This window comes from Pseudomonas sp. AIG (genome assembly GCF_977020205.1).
Genome location: NZ_CDROCK010000030.1, coordinates 41,496 through 54,719 on the forward strand (window position 1 = coordinate 41,496; position 13,224 = coordinate 54,719).

14 protein-coding genes are annotated in these 13,224 nt (G+C 61.5%); 4 read left to right on the forward strand and 10 right to left on the reverse strand.

Annotated features, from left to right (window positions below; translation table 11 throughout):
- The first annotated feature begins 10 nt into the window (after positions 1 to 10).
- The gene (mutM, locus tag ACWR1S_RS17840; RefSeq protein WP_007913582.1) at positions 11 to 823 is read left to right on the forward strand and encodes a bifunctional DNA-formamidopyrimidine glycosylase/DNA-(apurinic or apyrimidinic site) lyase; all 813 of its coding nucleotides are present in this window, start codon (positions 11 to 13) and stop codon (positions 821 to 823) included.
- Between the two features lie 69 nt (positions 824 to 892).
- Positions 893 to 1,216 (forward strand): multidrug transporter, encoded by a 324-nt coding sequence (locus ACWR1S_RS17845; RefSeq protein WP_454564416.1) that lies wholly within the window; start codon positions 893 to 895, stop codon positions 1,214 to 1,216.
- Between the two features lie 133 nt (positions 1,217 to 1,349).
- On the opposite strand, the gene ACWR1S_RS17850 is transcribed toward ACWR1S_RS17845, so the two are convergent.
- The 5 genes from ACWR1S_RS17850 to ACWR1S_RS17870 form a co-directional block, all read right to left on the reverse strand.
- Positions 1,350 to 1,601 (reverse strand): YfhL family 4Fe-4S dicluster ferredoxin, encoded by a 252-nt coding sequence (locus ACWR1S_RS17850; protein WP_038358877.1) that lies wholly within the window; start codon positions 1,599 to 1,601, stop codon positions 1,350 to 1,352.
- A gap of 151 nt (positions 1,602 to 1,752) precedes the next feature.
- On the reverse strand, positions 1,753 to 2,232 hold the full coding sequence (coaD, locus tag ACWR1S_RS17855; RefSeq protein WP_003229157.1) for a pantetheine-phosphate adenylyltransferase: 480 nt from the start codon (positions 2,230 to 2,232) through the stop codon (positions 1,753 to 1,755).
- A gap of 115 nt (positions 2,233 to 2,347) precedes the next feature.
- A complete protein-coding gene (locus tag ACWR1S_RS17860; protein ID WP_454564417.1) occupies positions 2,348 to 3,943 on the reverse strand; it encodes a GMC family oxidoreductase N-terminal domain-containing protein in 1,596 nt (531 codons plus the stop codon).
- Between the two features lie 90 nt (positions 3,944 to 4,033).
- Entirely contained in the window at positions 4,034 to 4,579 is a 546-nt protein-coding gene (locus ACWR1S_RS17865; RefSeq protein WP_454564418.1) for a twin-arginine translocation pathway signal protein, read from the reverse strand.
- A 29-nt stretch (positions 4,580 to 4,608) separates the two neighbouring features.
- Positions 4,609 to 6,057 (reverse strand): coniferyl aldehyde dehydrogenase, encoded by a 1,449-nt coding sequence (locus ACWR1S_RS17870; RefSeq protein ID WP_454564438.1) that lies wholly within the window; start codon positions 6,055 to 6,057, stop codon positions 4,609 to 4,611.
- 128 nt (positions 6,058 to 6,185) lie between these two features.
- On the opposite strand from ACWR1S_RS17870, the gene ACWR1S_RS17875 reads away from it, so the two are divergent.
- Positions 6,186 to 6,857: a TetR/AcrR family transcriptional regulator gene (locus tag ACWR1S_RS17875; protein WP_007913599.1), complete on the forward strand. Its 672-nt coding sequence runs from the start codon at positions 6,186 to 6,188 to the stop codon at positions 6,855 to 6,857.
- A gap of 32 nt (positions 6,858 to 6,889) precedes the next feature.
- Complete coding sequence (locus ACWR1S_RS17880; protein ID WP_454564419.1) at positions 6,890 to 7,744, forward strand: sulfurtransferase; 855 nt, start codon at positions 6,890 to 6,892, stop codon at positions 7,742 to 7,744.
- A gap of 78 nt (positions 7,745 to 7,822) precedes the next feature.
- Here the strand turns inward: ACWR1S_RS17880 and ACWR1S_RS17885 are convergent, their stop codons facing one another.
- The 5 genes from ACWR1S_RS17885 to ACWR1S_RS17905 all read right to left on the reverse strand — a co-directional run bounded on the left by ACWR1S_RS17885 (position 7,823) and on the right by ACWR1S_RS17905 (position 13,158).
- On the reverse strand, positions 7,823 to 8,653 hold the full coding sequence (locus tag ACWR1S_RS17885) for an AraC family ligand binding domain-containing protein (RefSeq protein WP_454564420.1): 831 nt from the start codon (positions 8,651 to 8,653) through the stop codon (positions 7,823 to 7,825).
- Positions 8,650 to 9,645, reverse strand: a complete 996-nt coding sequence (locus tag ACWR1S_RS17890; RefSeq protein WP_454564421.1) for a hydrolase — start codon at positions 9,643 to 9,645, stop codon at positions 8,650 to 8,652. The genes ACWR1S_RS17885 and ACWR1S_RS17890 overlap by 4 nt, the downstream gene beginning before the upstream one ends.
- 63 nt (positions 9,646 to 9,708) lie before the next feature.
- On the reverse strand, positions 9,709 to 10,323 hold the full coding sequence (rsmD, locus tag ACWR1S_RS17895; protein WP_454564422.1) for a 16S rRNA (guanine(966)-N(2))-methyltransferase RsmD: 615 nt from the start codon (positions 10,321 to 10,323) through the stop codon (positions 9,709 to 9,711).
- Complete coding sequence (locus ACWR1S_RS17900; RefSeq protein ID WP_454564423.1) at positions 10,323 to 11,810, reverse strand: M16 family metallopeptidase; 1,488 nt, start codon at positions 11,808 to 11,810, stop codon at positions 10,323 to 10,325. The genes rsmD and ACWR1S_RS17900 overlap by 1 nt, the downstream gene beginning before the upstream one ends.
- The gene (locus ACWR1S_RS17905; RefSeq protein WP_007913612.1) at positions 11,803 to 13,158 is read right to left on the reverse strand and encodes a M16 family metallopeptidase; all 1,356 of its coding nucleotides are present in this window, start codon (positions 13,156 to 13,158) and stop codon (positions 11,803 to 11,805) included. Before ACWR1S_RS17905 ends, ACWR1S_RS17900 begins: the two co-directional genes overlap by 8 nt.
- Positions 13,159 to 13,224 lie beyond the last annotated feature (66 nt).

The following is a 13,224-nucleotide window of genomic DNA, read 5'->3' on the forward strand; positions in this document are numbered from 1 at the left end:
CGAGAACGCCATGCCTGAACTGCCGGAAGTCGAAACAACTCGTCGCGGGATTGCCCCGCACCTGGAAGGCCAGCGTGTCAGTCGGGTGATCGTGCGTGACCGGCGGTTGCGCTGGCCGATTCCGGAAGACCTCGATGTGCGCCTGTCGGGGCAGCGCATCGTGCTGGTCGAGCGCCGCGCCAAGTACCTGCTGATCAACGCGGAGGTCGGCACGTTGATCAGCCATTTGGGCATGTCGGGCAATTTGCGTCTGGTCGAAGTCGGTCTGCCGGCGCTCAAGCATGAACACGTCGATATCGAACTGGAGTCGGGGCTGGCGCTGCGCTACACCGATCCGCGACGGTTCGGCGCGATGTTGTGGAGCAATGATCCACTCAATCATGAACTGCTGATTCGCCTTGGCCCGGAGCCGCTGACCGATCTGTTCGATGGCGAGCGGCTGTTCCAGTTGTCACGCGGGCGTTCGATGGCGGTCAAACCGTTCATCATGGACAACGCAGTGGTGGTCGGGGTTGGCAATATTTATGCGACCGAAGCGCTGTTTGCTGCCGGGATTGATCCGCGCCGTGAGGCCGGGGGGATTTCTCGGGGGCGCTATCTGAAACTGGCGATCGAGATCAAACGCATTCTGGCCGCCGCTATCGAGCGTGGCGGTACGACGTTGCGTGATTTCATTGGCGGTGACGGGCAGCCGGGGTATTTCCAGCAGGAGCTGTTTGTCTACGGCCGTGGCGGTGAACACTGCAAGGTCTGTGGTACCGGTTTGCGTGAAGTGAAGCTTGGCCAGCGTGCCAGTGTGTTCTGCCCGCGCTGCCAGAGCTGAGGCAAAAAGCTGAAAAAGTCCTACGGTCTATAGTGAGGTGTCTCACTGTTAAGCCCGAAGGATCGTGCCATGAAATCCTTGCAAGTCCTCTTTGTTACGCTGCTGCTGTGTTCCAGTCTGGCTGTTCAGGCCACGGAAAACGGCAGCGGTGACCCGCGCTACACCATCCAGAATCCCCCGGCCTACGCCATGCTCGGCGATTTGCTGATTGCCCGACCTTTATTAGTCGTGGCGACGGTGATCGGTGCGGGGGCGTTTATCGTGTCGTTGCCGTTTACCGCGCTGGGCGGCGGAGTGGGCGATGCGGGGCAGGCGTTGGTGGTGGATCCGGCGAAAGCGGCGTTTGTTCGGTGTCTGGGTTGTATCGGGGAGGGGTTTGAGCAGCGTGAGTGAGCTGATCAGGGTTTTGCGGTGCTGCTGATTGCCCTTTCGCGAGCAGGCTCGCTCCCACAATTTGAAATGCATTCCAATGTGGGAGCGAGCCTGCTCGCGAAGAGGCCCGAGAAAGCGCTACAAATCCGGCGGATCAGGCCTTGCCGGTGATGATGCGGTACTTCTCCATCAACTGCTCTTCAGTCTCCGGATGAGCCTCGTCCAGCGGAATGCAATCCACCGGGCAAACCTGTTGGCATTGCGGTTCGTCGTAGTGGCCGACGCACTGGGTGCACAGGTTCGGGTCGATCACGTAGATCTCTTCGCCTTGGGAGATGGCGGCGTTCGGGCACTCGGGTTCGCAGACGTCGCAGTTGATGCAATCGTCGGTGATGATCAGGGACATGCTAACTCCAGCCGGGGCGGCAGGCCCGGGCGCTATAAATCAATGCGCGCAATTGTGCCGCATTGGCGAGCGCAGTGCACGCGGGTGCGATCAAGGGCACTGAGAGCTGCGATCAAAAAACAAAGATCGCAGCCCGAGCCTTCGGCAGCTCCTACTTTTTAAAGCGTAGGGTCAGCGCGTCAGCCACGGCCGGGTGGACGAATTTGCTGATATCGCCGCCCAGCGCGGCAATTTCCCGCACCAAAGTCGAAGAAATGAACGAATAACGCTCGGACGGGGTGAGAAACAGACTCTCCACATCCGGGGCCAATTGTCGATTCATGTTGGCCAGCTGAAACTCGTATTCGAAGTCCGACACCGCGCGCAGACCACGCAGGAACACATTGGCGTTCTGCTCTTTGGCGAAATGCGCGAGCAGCGTCGAGAAACCGACCACTTCCACGTTCGGCAGGTGTTTGGTGACCTCGCGAGCCAGTTCGACCCGTTGTTCCAGCGGGAACAGCGGGTTCTTTTTCGGGCTGGCAGCGACCGCAATGATCACGTGATCGAACAGGCGCGAGGCGCGTTCGACCAGATCGCCATGGCCCTTGGTAATAGGGTCGAAGGTACCTGGGTACAACACTCGGTTCATCGCGTCGTCCTGGCGGGAGTCCGTTGGGGAGTCGGATGGTATCGCAGCCGCCTCGGTCGGCCAAGTCGCCTGTTGGGTAAGAAAGCACTATAGACGACGGCAATAATCGGTTTTTTCACGGGTTTCTCAGCCGATCGGCGAGGGATGTCGCCAGTTGCGCGGTCAGGCCATACACCGACAGCTGCGGGTTGGCGCCAATGCTGGTGGGGAACAGTGAGCCGTCATGGATCGACAGATTAGCCAGTTGATGATGCCGGCCGAGACTGTCGGTGACTGCGCTTTTCGGGTCTTCTCCCATCGCGCAACCGCCCATGACGTGAGCGCTGCCGAGTCGCGTGCGATACAACTCGAGGCTCAAACCATCGATCAGCGTGCGCGCTTCGGCCAGGGTGTTCACGTAACGGGCGTCGGCGTGCATCGGCATCACCGATTTTGCGCCGCCGGCGAACTGGATTTCGGCCATGACATGAAAGGCCCGACGCAGGCCTTCCCAGGCGTAGGCTGAAACCTGGTAGTCGAGCACCGGCGAACCATCGCCCCGCAATTCAACTGCACCGCCCGTGCTGTCAGGATGAAAACCGTCGCGCAGCAAGGCCAGCATGGCGTGGGTGTGTGGCAGGTCAGCCATGTGTTGCGCGCTTTCCTCGCCAAAGCCGCCGAGCAGCGTGGCCGCCAGTGCCGGGTGCAGCGGCGGTACTTCTAGTTTGAAGGCCATCGGCCCGGTGGTGCCGTCCTTCCACTGGAAATGGTCGGAATAGATTGACTGCGGCGCTCCGTAGAACGGGTTGATGACTTCATCGAAGCGCGCGGCGGACATGTTCACCGGGTGCAGGAAGGTGCGTTTTCCCAGGTTCTTATGCGGGTCCGCAGCGTCCGAGCGCAGCAACAGCGCCGGGCTGTTGATACCGCCGCCGGCCAATACGTAGTGCTTCGCCTTGACGTTGATCTTGCGCCCGGTCGGTTCGACGCAGCGCTCATCCATCGCCACGCATTGCAGGCCAGTGACGCTGTCGCCGCTGATCAGCAGTTTCTCCGCGCGGGCCAGATAAAGCAGCTCACCACCCTTTTCGAGTGTTGCGGGAATGGTCGTGACCATCATCGATTGCTTGGCGTTGGTCGGGCAGCCCATGCCGCAATAGCCGAGGTTCCAGCAGCCGCGCACGTTGCGCGGAATCACATGCCAGCTGTAACCGAGTTGTTCGCAGCCTTTACGGATCACATCGTTGTTGGCGTTGGGCGGGACCATCCATGGCGCAACGCCGAGGCGCTGTTCCATTTTCTCGAACCACGGCGCCATCTCGGCGGGGCTGTGGCCTTTGACGTTGTGTTCTTTGGCCCAGTGTTCCAGGGTCGGTTGCGGGGTGCGAAAACTCGAGGTCCAGTTGATCAGCGTGGTGCCGCCGACCGCGCGACCCTGGAGGATGGTAATCGCGCCGTCCTTGCTCATGCGGCCGATGCCTTCCTGATAGAGGCTGCTGTAGGCCTGGTCTTCAAGCATTTTGAAATCCGAGCTGGTTTTCAGCGGGCCTTCTTCGATCAGCAGGACTTTGTAGCCGGCAGCGCTGAGAATTTCCGCCGTGGTGCCGCCACCGGCGCCGCTGCCGATGATTGCTACGTCGGCTTCCAGGGTCAGGTCATCGCTCAGTTGTGCGCCGTTGTAGGTTTTCCAGCCTCGGGCGAGGCCTTCGCGGAACGGGTCGGGTACGGGCATCGATCAGGTTCTCTTTATTATTTTGGATGCAAGGTATGGCGACTGGCCCCTGTGGGAGCGAGCCTGCTCGCGAAGGTCGCGACGCCGATCTCAAACGGCAGGCGGGCCGGGATAACCGCAATGCGCCCACGACTCCGCGCGGGTGTACCAGGCCATCATCACCATCTGCTGCAGCGAGCTATGCCCCATGCGCAGCAGGCTCAGCGAGCTGTTTTCCCAGCGATCAAGAAAATGCCGCATCGCTTCGGCACTGGCATTTTCCCAACTGCCCCAGATCCCGGTGAGTGGCCCGCGCGTCACGGCCATACCGAGGACGTCGAACAGTTGCCGGGTCAGTTTGAGCATCTCAGGCGACAGGTGATCGAGGCTGTAGTCCAGTGATTTGAGCGTGCCATCAACTGCGCTCGGCATCTTCTCGGCCGCCACGGCGCCGTCGAGCATCACCGGGATCAGTGCGCGCAAAAACAGCAGGTCGCCGTCACGCAACGAGACAAAACCGTTGGCCGCGACGCTCGACGAACAACCGCTGAGGCTGGCGCCGAGTCCGGCGGTGGCGAGAAACGCGGTGGCGCCGAGGCTGAATTTCAGCAGGCCGCGGCGGGACAGTGCAGGTGTTTCGGTCAGGCTTGGGTGCATTATTTTTATTACCCGGCGGTGACGAAGGTTTAGCGAATGAACAGCTTCTGGATCAGCTTCTGAATCGATGTGCCGTAGGGCGGGTAAATCAGTCGGGCTGCGTTGAAGCGCTGTTTAATCAGCACGCCCTTGGCTTTGCTGAAGGTCAGGAAGCCTTCGTGACCGTGGTAGTGGCCCATGCCCGAAGCGCCGATACCGCCGAACGGCATATCGTCCTGAGCCACGTGCAGCAACGTGTCGTTCAGGCACACGCCGCCGGAATGGGTTTCGTGCAGCACACGGCTCTGTTCGCGTTTGTTGTAGCCGAAGTAGTAAAGAGCCAGAGGTCGTGGCCGCTGATTGATGTAAGCAAATGCCTGCTCCAGATCCTGATACGGCACGATCGGCAGCAGCGGGCCGAAGATTTCGTCCTGCATCACCGTCATCTCGTCGCTGACATTCAGCAGCACGCTGTGCGGCATGCGCCGGCCCTGACCCTGCTCGAACAGCGGAATCAACAGCGCGCCCTTGCTGGTGGCGTCGCTGACGTAGCCGTTGAGCCGCGCCAATTGCCGTTCGTTGATGATCGCCGTGTAGTCCGGATTGTCGGTGAGTGTCGGATAAAAACCCTGCACGGCCTGGCGATAGGCTTCGACGAAAGCGCCAACCCGCTCTTCCGGGACCAGCACGTAATCCGGCGCGACGCAGGTCTGCCCGGCGTTGAGGGTTTTGCCGAAGGCGATGCGTTCGGCGGCGTCCTTGAGCGGTACGTCGCGGGAGACGATGGCCGGCGACTTGCCGCCGAGTTCCAGCGTCACCGGAGTCAGGTTTTCGGCGGCGGCGCGCATCACGTGTTTGCCGATGCTGGTGGCCCCGGTGAACAGCAAATGATCGAAGCGCAGGCGGGAAAACGCCACGCCGATGTCGGCCTCACCGAGCACCACGCAGACCAGGTCTTCGGGGAAAATTCGCGCCAGTAACTCTTTCATCAACAAGCCGGTGGCCGGGGTCGATTCGCTGAGCTTGAGCATCACCCGGTTGCCCGCCGCCAAGGCGCCGACCAGCGGCCCGACGGCCAGATACAACGGGTAATTCCACGGCACGATGACGCCGACCACGCCCAAGGGCTGATACACGACTTTCGCTGACGCCGGCTGGAATGCCATGCCGACCTTGCGCCGCGAGGCTTTCATCCAGCCTTTGAGATGACGGCTGGCGTAATGAATGCCGTGCAGGCTTGGCATCAGCTCGGCGAGCAGGGTTTCATCGGCGCTGCGATGGCTGAAATCGGCGCTGATCGCTTCGATCAAGGCCTGACGTTCATTGCTCAGCAAATCGCTCAGCGCTTTGAGCCATTGCTGGCGTTGAGCGGCGGGCGGCATCGGATTGGCGGCATACGCGGCCCGCCGCGCCTCGAACAACCGGTCCAGCTCCGCCAGGGGTTGTTGCAGCGTTTGCAGGTAAGCAATGTCGGCAGTCATGGTCTGCTCCGGATTTATTGTAGTGATGAACTTTTTAGAGTCTATGCTCTAGAAAGTCAAATGACTTCCTTGCACAGCATTGTTTTATCCATTTCCGGTTAGGTCGTAAGATGCCCCCCAACGCACTCTGAATTAAAGCTCAAGCCATGGCCCCACGAATAAAAACCAGCGAGCGTATCGTGCTGAACAGCCTTGAGCTGTTCAATCAGCAAGGCGAGCGCAGCATCAGCACCAATCACATTGCCGCCCATATGGAGATTTCTCCGGGCAACCTGTACTACCACTTCCCCAACAAGCAGGCGATCATCGCCGTGTTGTTCAGTGAGTACGAAAGCCTTGTGGATAGCTTTCTGCGCCCGCCGCAGGGGCGTGCGGCGACGGTCGAGGACAAGCGTTTCTATCTCAAGGAATTGCTCTCGGCGATGTGGCGCTACCGCTTTCTGCACCGCGATCTGGAGCATCTGCTCGACAGCGACCCGGAGTTGGCCGCCCGCTATCGGCGCTTCTCCCAGCGTTGCGTGATTCAGGGTGCGGCGATATACGAAGGTTTCGTCGCTGCCGGGATCCTCGACATGGATCGCGTGCAGATCGAATCCCTGACCCTCAATGCCTGGATCATCCTGACGTCGTGGGTGCGCTTCCTGTGCACCACCCGCGAAAACTCCAACCACCTCAGTGAGCAAGCCATTAAACGTGGCGTGTATCAGGTGCTGGTGCTGGAAGCCGGGTTTGTCACCGAGCAGGCGCGAGACGAGGTCAATGCGTTGTTCGAGGAGTTCTACGTGCCGCTGGCCCAGGCCCTCGAAGACGTGAAATAAACCGTTCTGTTGAAGTCCCTCAGGAGCCCGTTATGCCGATTGCGCAACTGATCAGCCCCGAAGCACTGGATGCCCGCAAGGCGCAGCCGGGGCTGGTGATTCTCGATTGTCGTTTTGCCCTCGAAGACCCGGACTACGGTCAGCGCAGCTATGCCGAGGGGCACATTGACGGGGCGAGCTTCGCCGACCTTGTGTGTGACCTCAGCGGCACCGTGGTCAAAGGCGTGACCGGTCGTCATCCATTGCCCGAGCCGGCGGCGCTGATCGAGCGTCTGCAGGCGTGGGGCATCAACAATGACAGCGACGTGGTTTTGTACGACGACGGTTCCGGTGCCTACGCGGCGCGGGCGTGGTGGTTGCTGGCGTGGCTGGGCAAGCGCGACGGGGTGTTTATTCTGGATGGTGGGCTTAAGGCCTGGCACGCGGCGGGTCTGCCGCTGAGTCTGGATGCGCCGACGATTATCCCGGGCAACTTCAATGGCCAGGCAGATATGAGCCTGCTGCTCAGTGCCGAGCAATTGCAGCAGCGCCTCGGCCAGCCGGCGCTGACGCTGATCGATGCCCGCGCGTTGCCGCGCTTCAAGGGTGAAGTGGAACCGATTGATCCGGTGGCCGGGCATATTCCGGGCGCACAATGCGCAGCGTTCACCGACAATCTGCGCAGTGACGGGCGATTCCTGCCGGCCGATCAGCTCAAGCAGCGTTTTGCGGAGAAACTTGCCGAGCGCTCACCGGCAGATCTGGTGGCGTATTGCGGCTCCGGGGTGACGGCGTGTCATAACCTGTTTGCGCTGTGCCTGGCGGGTTATCCGCTGGGTTCGTTGTATGCCGGGTCGTGGAGCGAGTGGATCAACGAGCCTTCGCGCGGTATCGCCACCGGCGAATAAGATCAAAAGATCGCAGCCTTCGGCAGCTCCTGCATTGGAATGCATTTCGCTGTAGGAGCTGCCGAAGGCTGCGATCTTTTAGCTTTCCATCCGGGCGCTGCGATACGCGGCCGGCCCGACGCCATAAGCCTGCTTGAACTGCCGGCTCAAATGGCTCTGGTCGGCAAACCCTAGTTGCGTGGCAACCTCCAGCGGCAAGCAGCCGTGTTGCAGAAGTGCCCGCGCCTGGGCGATGCGTTGCTGCATCAGCCAAGTGTGTGGCGGCATGCCGGTCGCGCGACGGAACACGCGGGCGAAGTGGAATGGCGACAGATTGACCGCCGCTGCGAGTTCTTCCAGCGATGGCGGCGCCGCAAGGTGCGTATGTAGCAGGTCCTTGGCGATCAGCACCGCGCGGTGCTCTTTGCCGGGGTTGCCGACTTCTCGCACCGCCGCGTGACGCTGCAACAGCAACAGCATCATCTCGCGCCACACCGTTTGCTGTTGCAGCGCGGTGGCGGGGCTTTCGAGCAAGCGGTGCAACTGCGCAAAGCCGTTGACCAGATCCGCATCGCGATACAGCGTGGCGCCGAACGCCGGCAGACTTGTAGTGGACAGCTCCAGCTCATCCAGCAGCGAAACGATTTGCGCGGTATCGGGATAAAACGCCCGATACAGCCAGCCGTCCTCAGTGCCCTTGTGTCCGGTGTGCAGTTCGTCCGGATTGATCAACACCAGCGTGCCGCTGCCGGCCAGATGCTCGGCGCCGCGATAGCGATAACGCTGGGCACCGGCCATGATCATGCCGATCACGAAGCCGTCGTGCACATGCGGGGCGAAACGCTGCTCGATGTAGCGTGCCGACAGCAATTCGACCCCGGCCAGCGGCGCGGTTTGCCAGAAGCGGATCGACTCGCCCTGATCGCTCATGCGGGCACGCTGGCCAGCCACTGCGGGATGCGTCGTTCCAGGTAGTAACCAGGCTGACGTAGCGAGCCGTCGACAAAGCCGACGTGCCCGCCGCGTGCCTGCAATTCAAATGCAGTCGAGGCCGACAGCTCGCTGGCCTGCGGCAAACTGTGCGGGAACACGAACGGATCGTCCGCCGCCTGAATGATCAGGGTCGGCGTGCGGATTTCGCCGAGGAAATAGCGGCTCGACGCGCGGCGATAGTAATCCTCGGCATCATTGAAACCGTGCAATGGCGCGGTTACCCGGCCATCAAAATCCCAGAACGTGCGCATGTTTTCCAGCGAGCCAAGGGCTGCCAGCGCGGCGAATCCGTCTTCGCGACCGTCATGCTGAAACTGCCGTTGCTTGTTCTTGATATAGGCGACCATCTCGCGCATGAAGTGCGCTTGATAGACCTTGGAAAAACCCTGGCCGATGCGGTCGGCGCATTGATCAAGGCGAAACGGCACCGACACTGCCACCGCGCCGAGTACGCCACTGGCGCTGCCGGTTTCCCCAAGATGTTTGAGCAGCACGTTACCGCCGAGGGAGTAGCCGACGGCATACAACGGTGCCAGTGGTCGTTTGGCGCGCAGGTGCCTGATGGTTTCGGCGAGGTCTTCGCTGGCGCCGGAGTGATAGCTGCGCGGCAGCAGATTCGGCTCGCCCGAGCAGCCGCGCCAGTTCAACGCGACACTGGCCCAGCCTTGATCGGCCAAGGCCTTCTGGATGCCGGCCACATAAGGCGAATTGGAGGAGCCGGTCAGCCCGTGCAGCACCAGCACCAACGGCGCATCCGCTGTGTGCGGGCCATGCCAGTCGAGATCGAGGAAGTCGCCATCCTCAAGCCACAGGCGTTCGCGTTCACGCTCGATATGCACAGTTTTGCGCCACAGCGGCCCCCACAAGGTTTGCAGGTGCGGATTGCCGAGGCCGAAGGCGGGGTTGAAGCGTTCTGAAGAGGCGGACACGATGGTTCTCGATGCAGAGCGGCGACCCTGTTGGAAGGGGCGCCGCTGATTCAGGCCGGTCGGTTAACCGGCGATCTCTGCCGTACGTTGCCACAGCGCGTAGTAAACCCGGCCGGATTTCTGTTCGCGGTGCAGGCGCCAGTTGCCCGGCAGGCCCAGCGTCGATGGCGCCGTTTCGCTTTCAGTGTAGATCCACGAGTCGGGCGCCAGCCACTGACGCTCTTCGAGCAAGGTGCAAACGGCTGGCAGCAGGTTCTGGTTGAACGGCGGGTCGAGGAATACCAGATCGAATGCACTGGCGGTCTGGGTTTCCAGATAACGCAGCGCATCGGCGGTCTGCACCTGGCCGTTGGTGCAGCGCAGGGTGCCGAGGTGTTCCTTCAGGCTGGAGACGGCAATGTTGCTGGCATCCAGCGCCTGACCCATGGCTGCGCCACGCGACAGTGCTTCGAGAAACAGCGCGCCGCTGCCGGCGAACGGGTCGAGTACCTTGGCCCCTTCAACGTACGGCGCGAGCCAGTTGAACAAGGTTTCACGCACGCGATCCGGCGTCGGGCGCAGGCCCGGCGCGTCGGGGAAGCTCAGCTTGCGGCTGCGCCATTGGCCGCCAATGATGCGCAACTGATTCACACCGTTGTGGACGTTATGCGCAGGTTTTTTGGGTGCTCGAGTCGCCATTAATGCTCCGGAACCCCGAGCGGTTGCTCGGCAGGTTTATCAGATGGGGCCGGTAACGGCTTTTGCGGCACGGTCGGGCCAGCGGTGACGATGACCATTTTGTCCGTGCTCAGGTGTTTGTTCAGCGCCTCGCGGACTTGCTCGACGGTCAGGCTCTGCGACTGACGCATGAAGTCGTCCAGGTAGCTCAGCGGCAGATTATAGAAGCCCATCGCGCCGAGTTGGCCGACGATATCGGCATTGCTCGCGGTGGACAGCGGGAAGCTGCCGGCCAGTTCGCGTTTGGCGTCGTCGAGTTCTTTCTGCGTCGGCCCGGTTTTCAGGTAGTCAGCGAGCACGTCCTGCACCAGTTTCAGGGTGCCTTCGCTCATTTCTGCGCGGGTCTGCAGGTTGATCATGAACGGGCCACGTGCCTGCATCGGGCTGAACGCCGAGTACACGCCGTAGGTCAGGCCACGCTTCTCGCGCACTTCGCTCATCAGGCGCGTGCCGAAGCCGCCGCCACCGAGGATCTGGTTGCCCATCGACAGCGCGGCGTAATCCGGATCGTCACGGTCGATACCCAGTTGCGCGATCATCAGATTGGTCTGCTTCGACGGGAACTCGATATGGCCTGTGCTGGCCTTCGGTTCCTGCGGTTGCGCGATCTTCGCCAGCGCCGGGCCTTTCGGCAGGGCAGAAGAGACCTGATTGGCAATCGCCTCGGCTTCTGCGCGAGACAAATCGCCGACCAGTGCGATCACCACGTTGCCAGCGGCGTAGGCCTTGGCGTGGAACTCACGCAGTTGCGCGAGGGTAATCTTCGGCACGCTTTGCGGGTTGCCATCGCTCGAATGCGCGTACGGATGATCGCCATACAGACGCTTCATCAGCTCAAGGCTGGCGAGTTTGCCGGGGTTCTGTTTCTGGTATTCGAAACCGGCGAGCATCTGGTTCTTGATGCGCGCGAAGGAATCGGCCGGGAAGGTCGGTTTGCCGATGACTTCCGAGAACAGCTTCAAAGCAGGCTCGCGCTTGTCGGCAGCACTCAGGCTGCGCAGCGAGGCCAGCGCCATGTCCTTGAACGCACCGTTGCCGAAATCCGCACCCAAGCCTTCAAAGCCCTGAGCGATGGCGCCGACGTCTTTGCCGGCGACACCTTCATTGAGCATCGCATTGGTCAGCACCGCCAGGCCCGACGCGTTGCCGTCCTGGCTGCTGCCGGCGGCAAAGATCAGGCGCATATCGAACATCGGCAGCTCGTGGGCTTCGACGAACAATACTTTGGCGCCTTCGGCGGTGTTCCAGGTTTGCACGTCGAGTGTGCGGCTGGCCGGGGCCTTGCCGTCGAGTTCGGTCAGTGATTGCAGCTTCTGGCTGGTCTTGGCGTTGTCCAAGGCTTCGCTGGCATTACTGTGAGCGCCTGGCGACAGGTACAGCGCGGCAGAGCCGATCACTGCCACGGCGATCAGGCCGAGCAGCAGGCGTGGGGATTTGCGCTTACTCATGAGTCGTCTCCAGTGGCAGGACGTGGGCGACGCTGAGACGTTCGCGGGTGAAATACAGCTTGGCGGCGTTCTGGATGTCTTGCGGGGTCACGCTTTCCAGATCGGCGAGTTCGGTGTCCATCAGTTTCCACGACAGGCCGACGGTTTCCAGTTGGCCAATCGCCGTGGCCTGGCTGGTGATCGAATCACGTTCGAAGACCAGACCGGCAATCACTTGTGCTCGCACGCGCTCCAGTTCTTCAGCGGACGGCGCGGTGGTTTTCAGCTGTTCCAACAGCTTCCACAGACCGGCCTCGGCTTGCGCGATGGTCTTTTTCTTCTGCGTGTTCGGGGTTGCCGACAGGGTGAACAGGCTGTCGCCTCGCGTGTAAGCGTCGTAGCTCGACGAACCACCGGAAACCAGCTCTTCGCCGCGCTCCAGTTGCGTCGGGATGCGCCCGCTGTAACCGCCGTCGAGCAACGCCGAGATCAGGCGCAAGGCGTTGACCGAGCGCTTGTCTTCAGCCGTGGCAATGCTGGGTACGTTGAAACCGAGCATCAAGCTAGGCAGCTGCGTTTGCACATGCAGGGTGATCTGGCGTTCGCCGGGTTCGGCCAGTTCCAGCGGCTTTTTCGCCGGTGGCACGTCGCGCTTGGCGATCGGGCCGAAATAGCGTTGGGCGAGGGTTTTCACTTCGTCCGGAGTAACGTCACCGACTACCACCAGCGTGGCGTTGTTTGGCACATACCAGGACTGGTACCAGTGGCGCAGTTCTTCGACCTTCATGCGGTCGAGGTCGGCCATCCAGCCGATGGTCGGTGTGTGGTAGCCGCTGGCCGGGTAGGCCATGGCCTTGTAGCGCTCGTAGGCCTTGGACATCGGCTTGTCATCGGTGCGCAAGCGGCGCTCTTCCTTGATGACTTCGATCTCCTTGGCGAACTCGTCGGCCGGCAGGCGCAGATTGGCCATGCGGTCGGCTTCCAGTTCAAAGGCAACGCCCAGACGGTCGCGGGCCAGCACTTGGTAGTAAGCGGTGAAGTCGTCACTGGTGAAGGCGTTCTCTTCGGCGCCCAAGTCGCGAAGGATCAGCGACGCTTCGCCGGGGCCGACTTTCTCGCTGCCCTTGAACATCATGTGCTCAAGCGCGTGGGACAGACCGGTCTGGCCCGGGGTTTCGTAGCTGGAACCGACCTTGTACCAGACCTGCGAGACCACCACGGGCGCGCGATGGTCTTCGCGCACGACGACCTTGAGGCCGTTGTCGAGGGTGAATTCGTGGGTCGGTTGCGGGTCGGCCGCCAAGGCCGAAAGGGGCAGGCAGACTGTGCTGAGCAGCAGGCCTGCGGCGCGGCGGGCTAGAGCATTCATTCGTTTTTTAACCTGTTGGGCTGCCCGCTTGGTCTTAGCGTCGGCGGGCGAGAGGGTGCTAGGATA

Bases quoted from the DNA above. Each gene is read 5' to 3' on its own strand.
- mutM (WP_007913582.1), top strand. From the start codon at position 11: ATGCCTGAACTGCCGGAAGTCGAAACAACTCGTCGCGGGATTGCCCCG.
- ACWR1S_RS17845 (WP_454564416.1), top strand. From the start codon at position 893: ATGAAATCCTTGCAAGTCCTCTTTGTTACGCTGCTGCTGTGTTCCAGT.
- ACWR1S_RS17850 (WP_038358877.1), bottom strand. From the start codon at position 1,601: ATGTCCCTGATCATCACCGACGATTGCATCAACTGCGACGTCTGCGAA.
- coaD (WP_003229157.1), bottom strand. From the start codon at position 2,232: ATGAACCGAGTGTTGTACCCAGGTACCTTCGACCCTATTACCAAGGGC.
- ACWR1S_RS17860 (WP_454564417.1), bottom strand. From the start codon at position 3,943: ATGCCCGTACCCGACCCGTTCCGCGAAGGCCTCGCCCGAGGCTGGAAA.
- ACWR1S_RS17865 (WP_454564418.1), bottom strand. From the start codon at position 4,579: ATGCACCCAAGCCTGACCGAAACACCTGCACTGTCCCGCCGCGGCCTG.
- ACWR1S_RS17875 (WP_007913599.1), top strand. From the start codon at position 6,186: ATGGCCCCACGAATAAAAACCAGCGAGCGTATCGTGCTGAACAGCCTT.
- ACWR1S_RS17880 (WP_454564419.1), top strand. From the start codon at position 6,890: ATGCCGATTGCGCAACTGATCAGCCCCGAAGCACTGGATGCCCGCAAG.
- ACWR1S_RS17885 (WP_454564420.1), bottom strand. From the start codon at position 8,653: ATGAGCGATCAGGGCGAGTCGATCCGCTTCTGGCAAACCGCGCCGCTG.
- rsmD (WP_454564422.1), bottom strand. From the start codon at position 10,323: ATGGCGACTCGAGCACCCAAAAAACCTGCGCATAACGTCCACAACGGT.
- ACWR1S_RS17900 (WP_454564423.1), bottom strand. From the start codon at position 11,810: ATGAGTAAGCGCAAATCCCCACGCCTGCTGCTCGGCCTGATCGCCGTG.
- ACWR1S_RS17905 (WP_007913612.1), bottom strand. From the start codon at position 13,158: ATGAATGCTCTAGCCCGCCGCGCCGCAGGCCTGCTGCTCAGCACAGTC.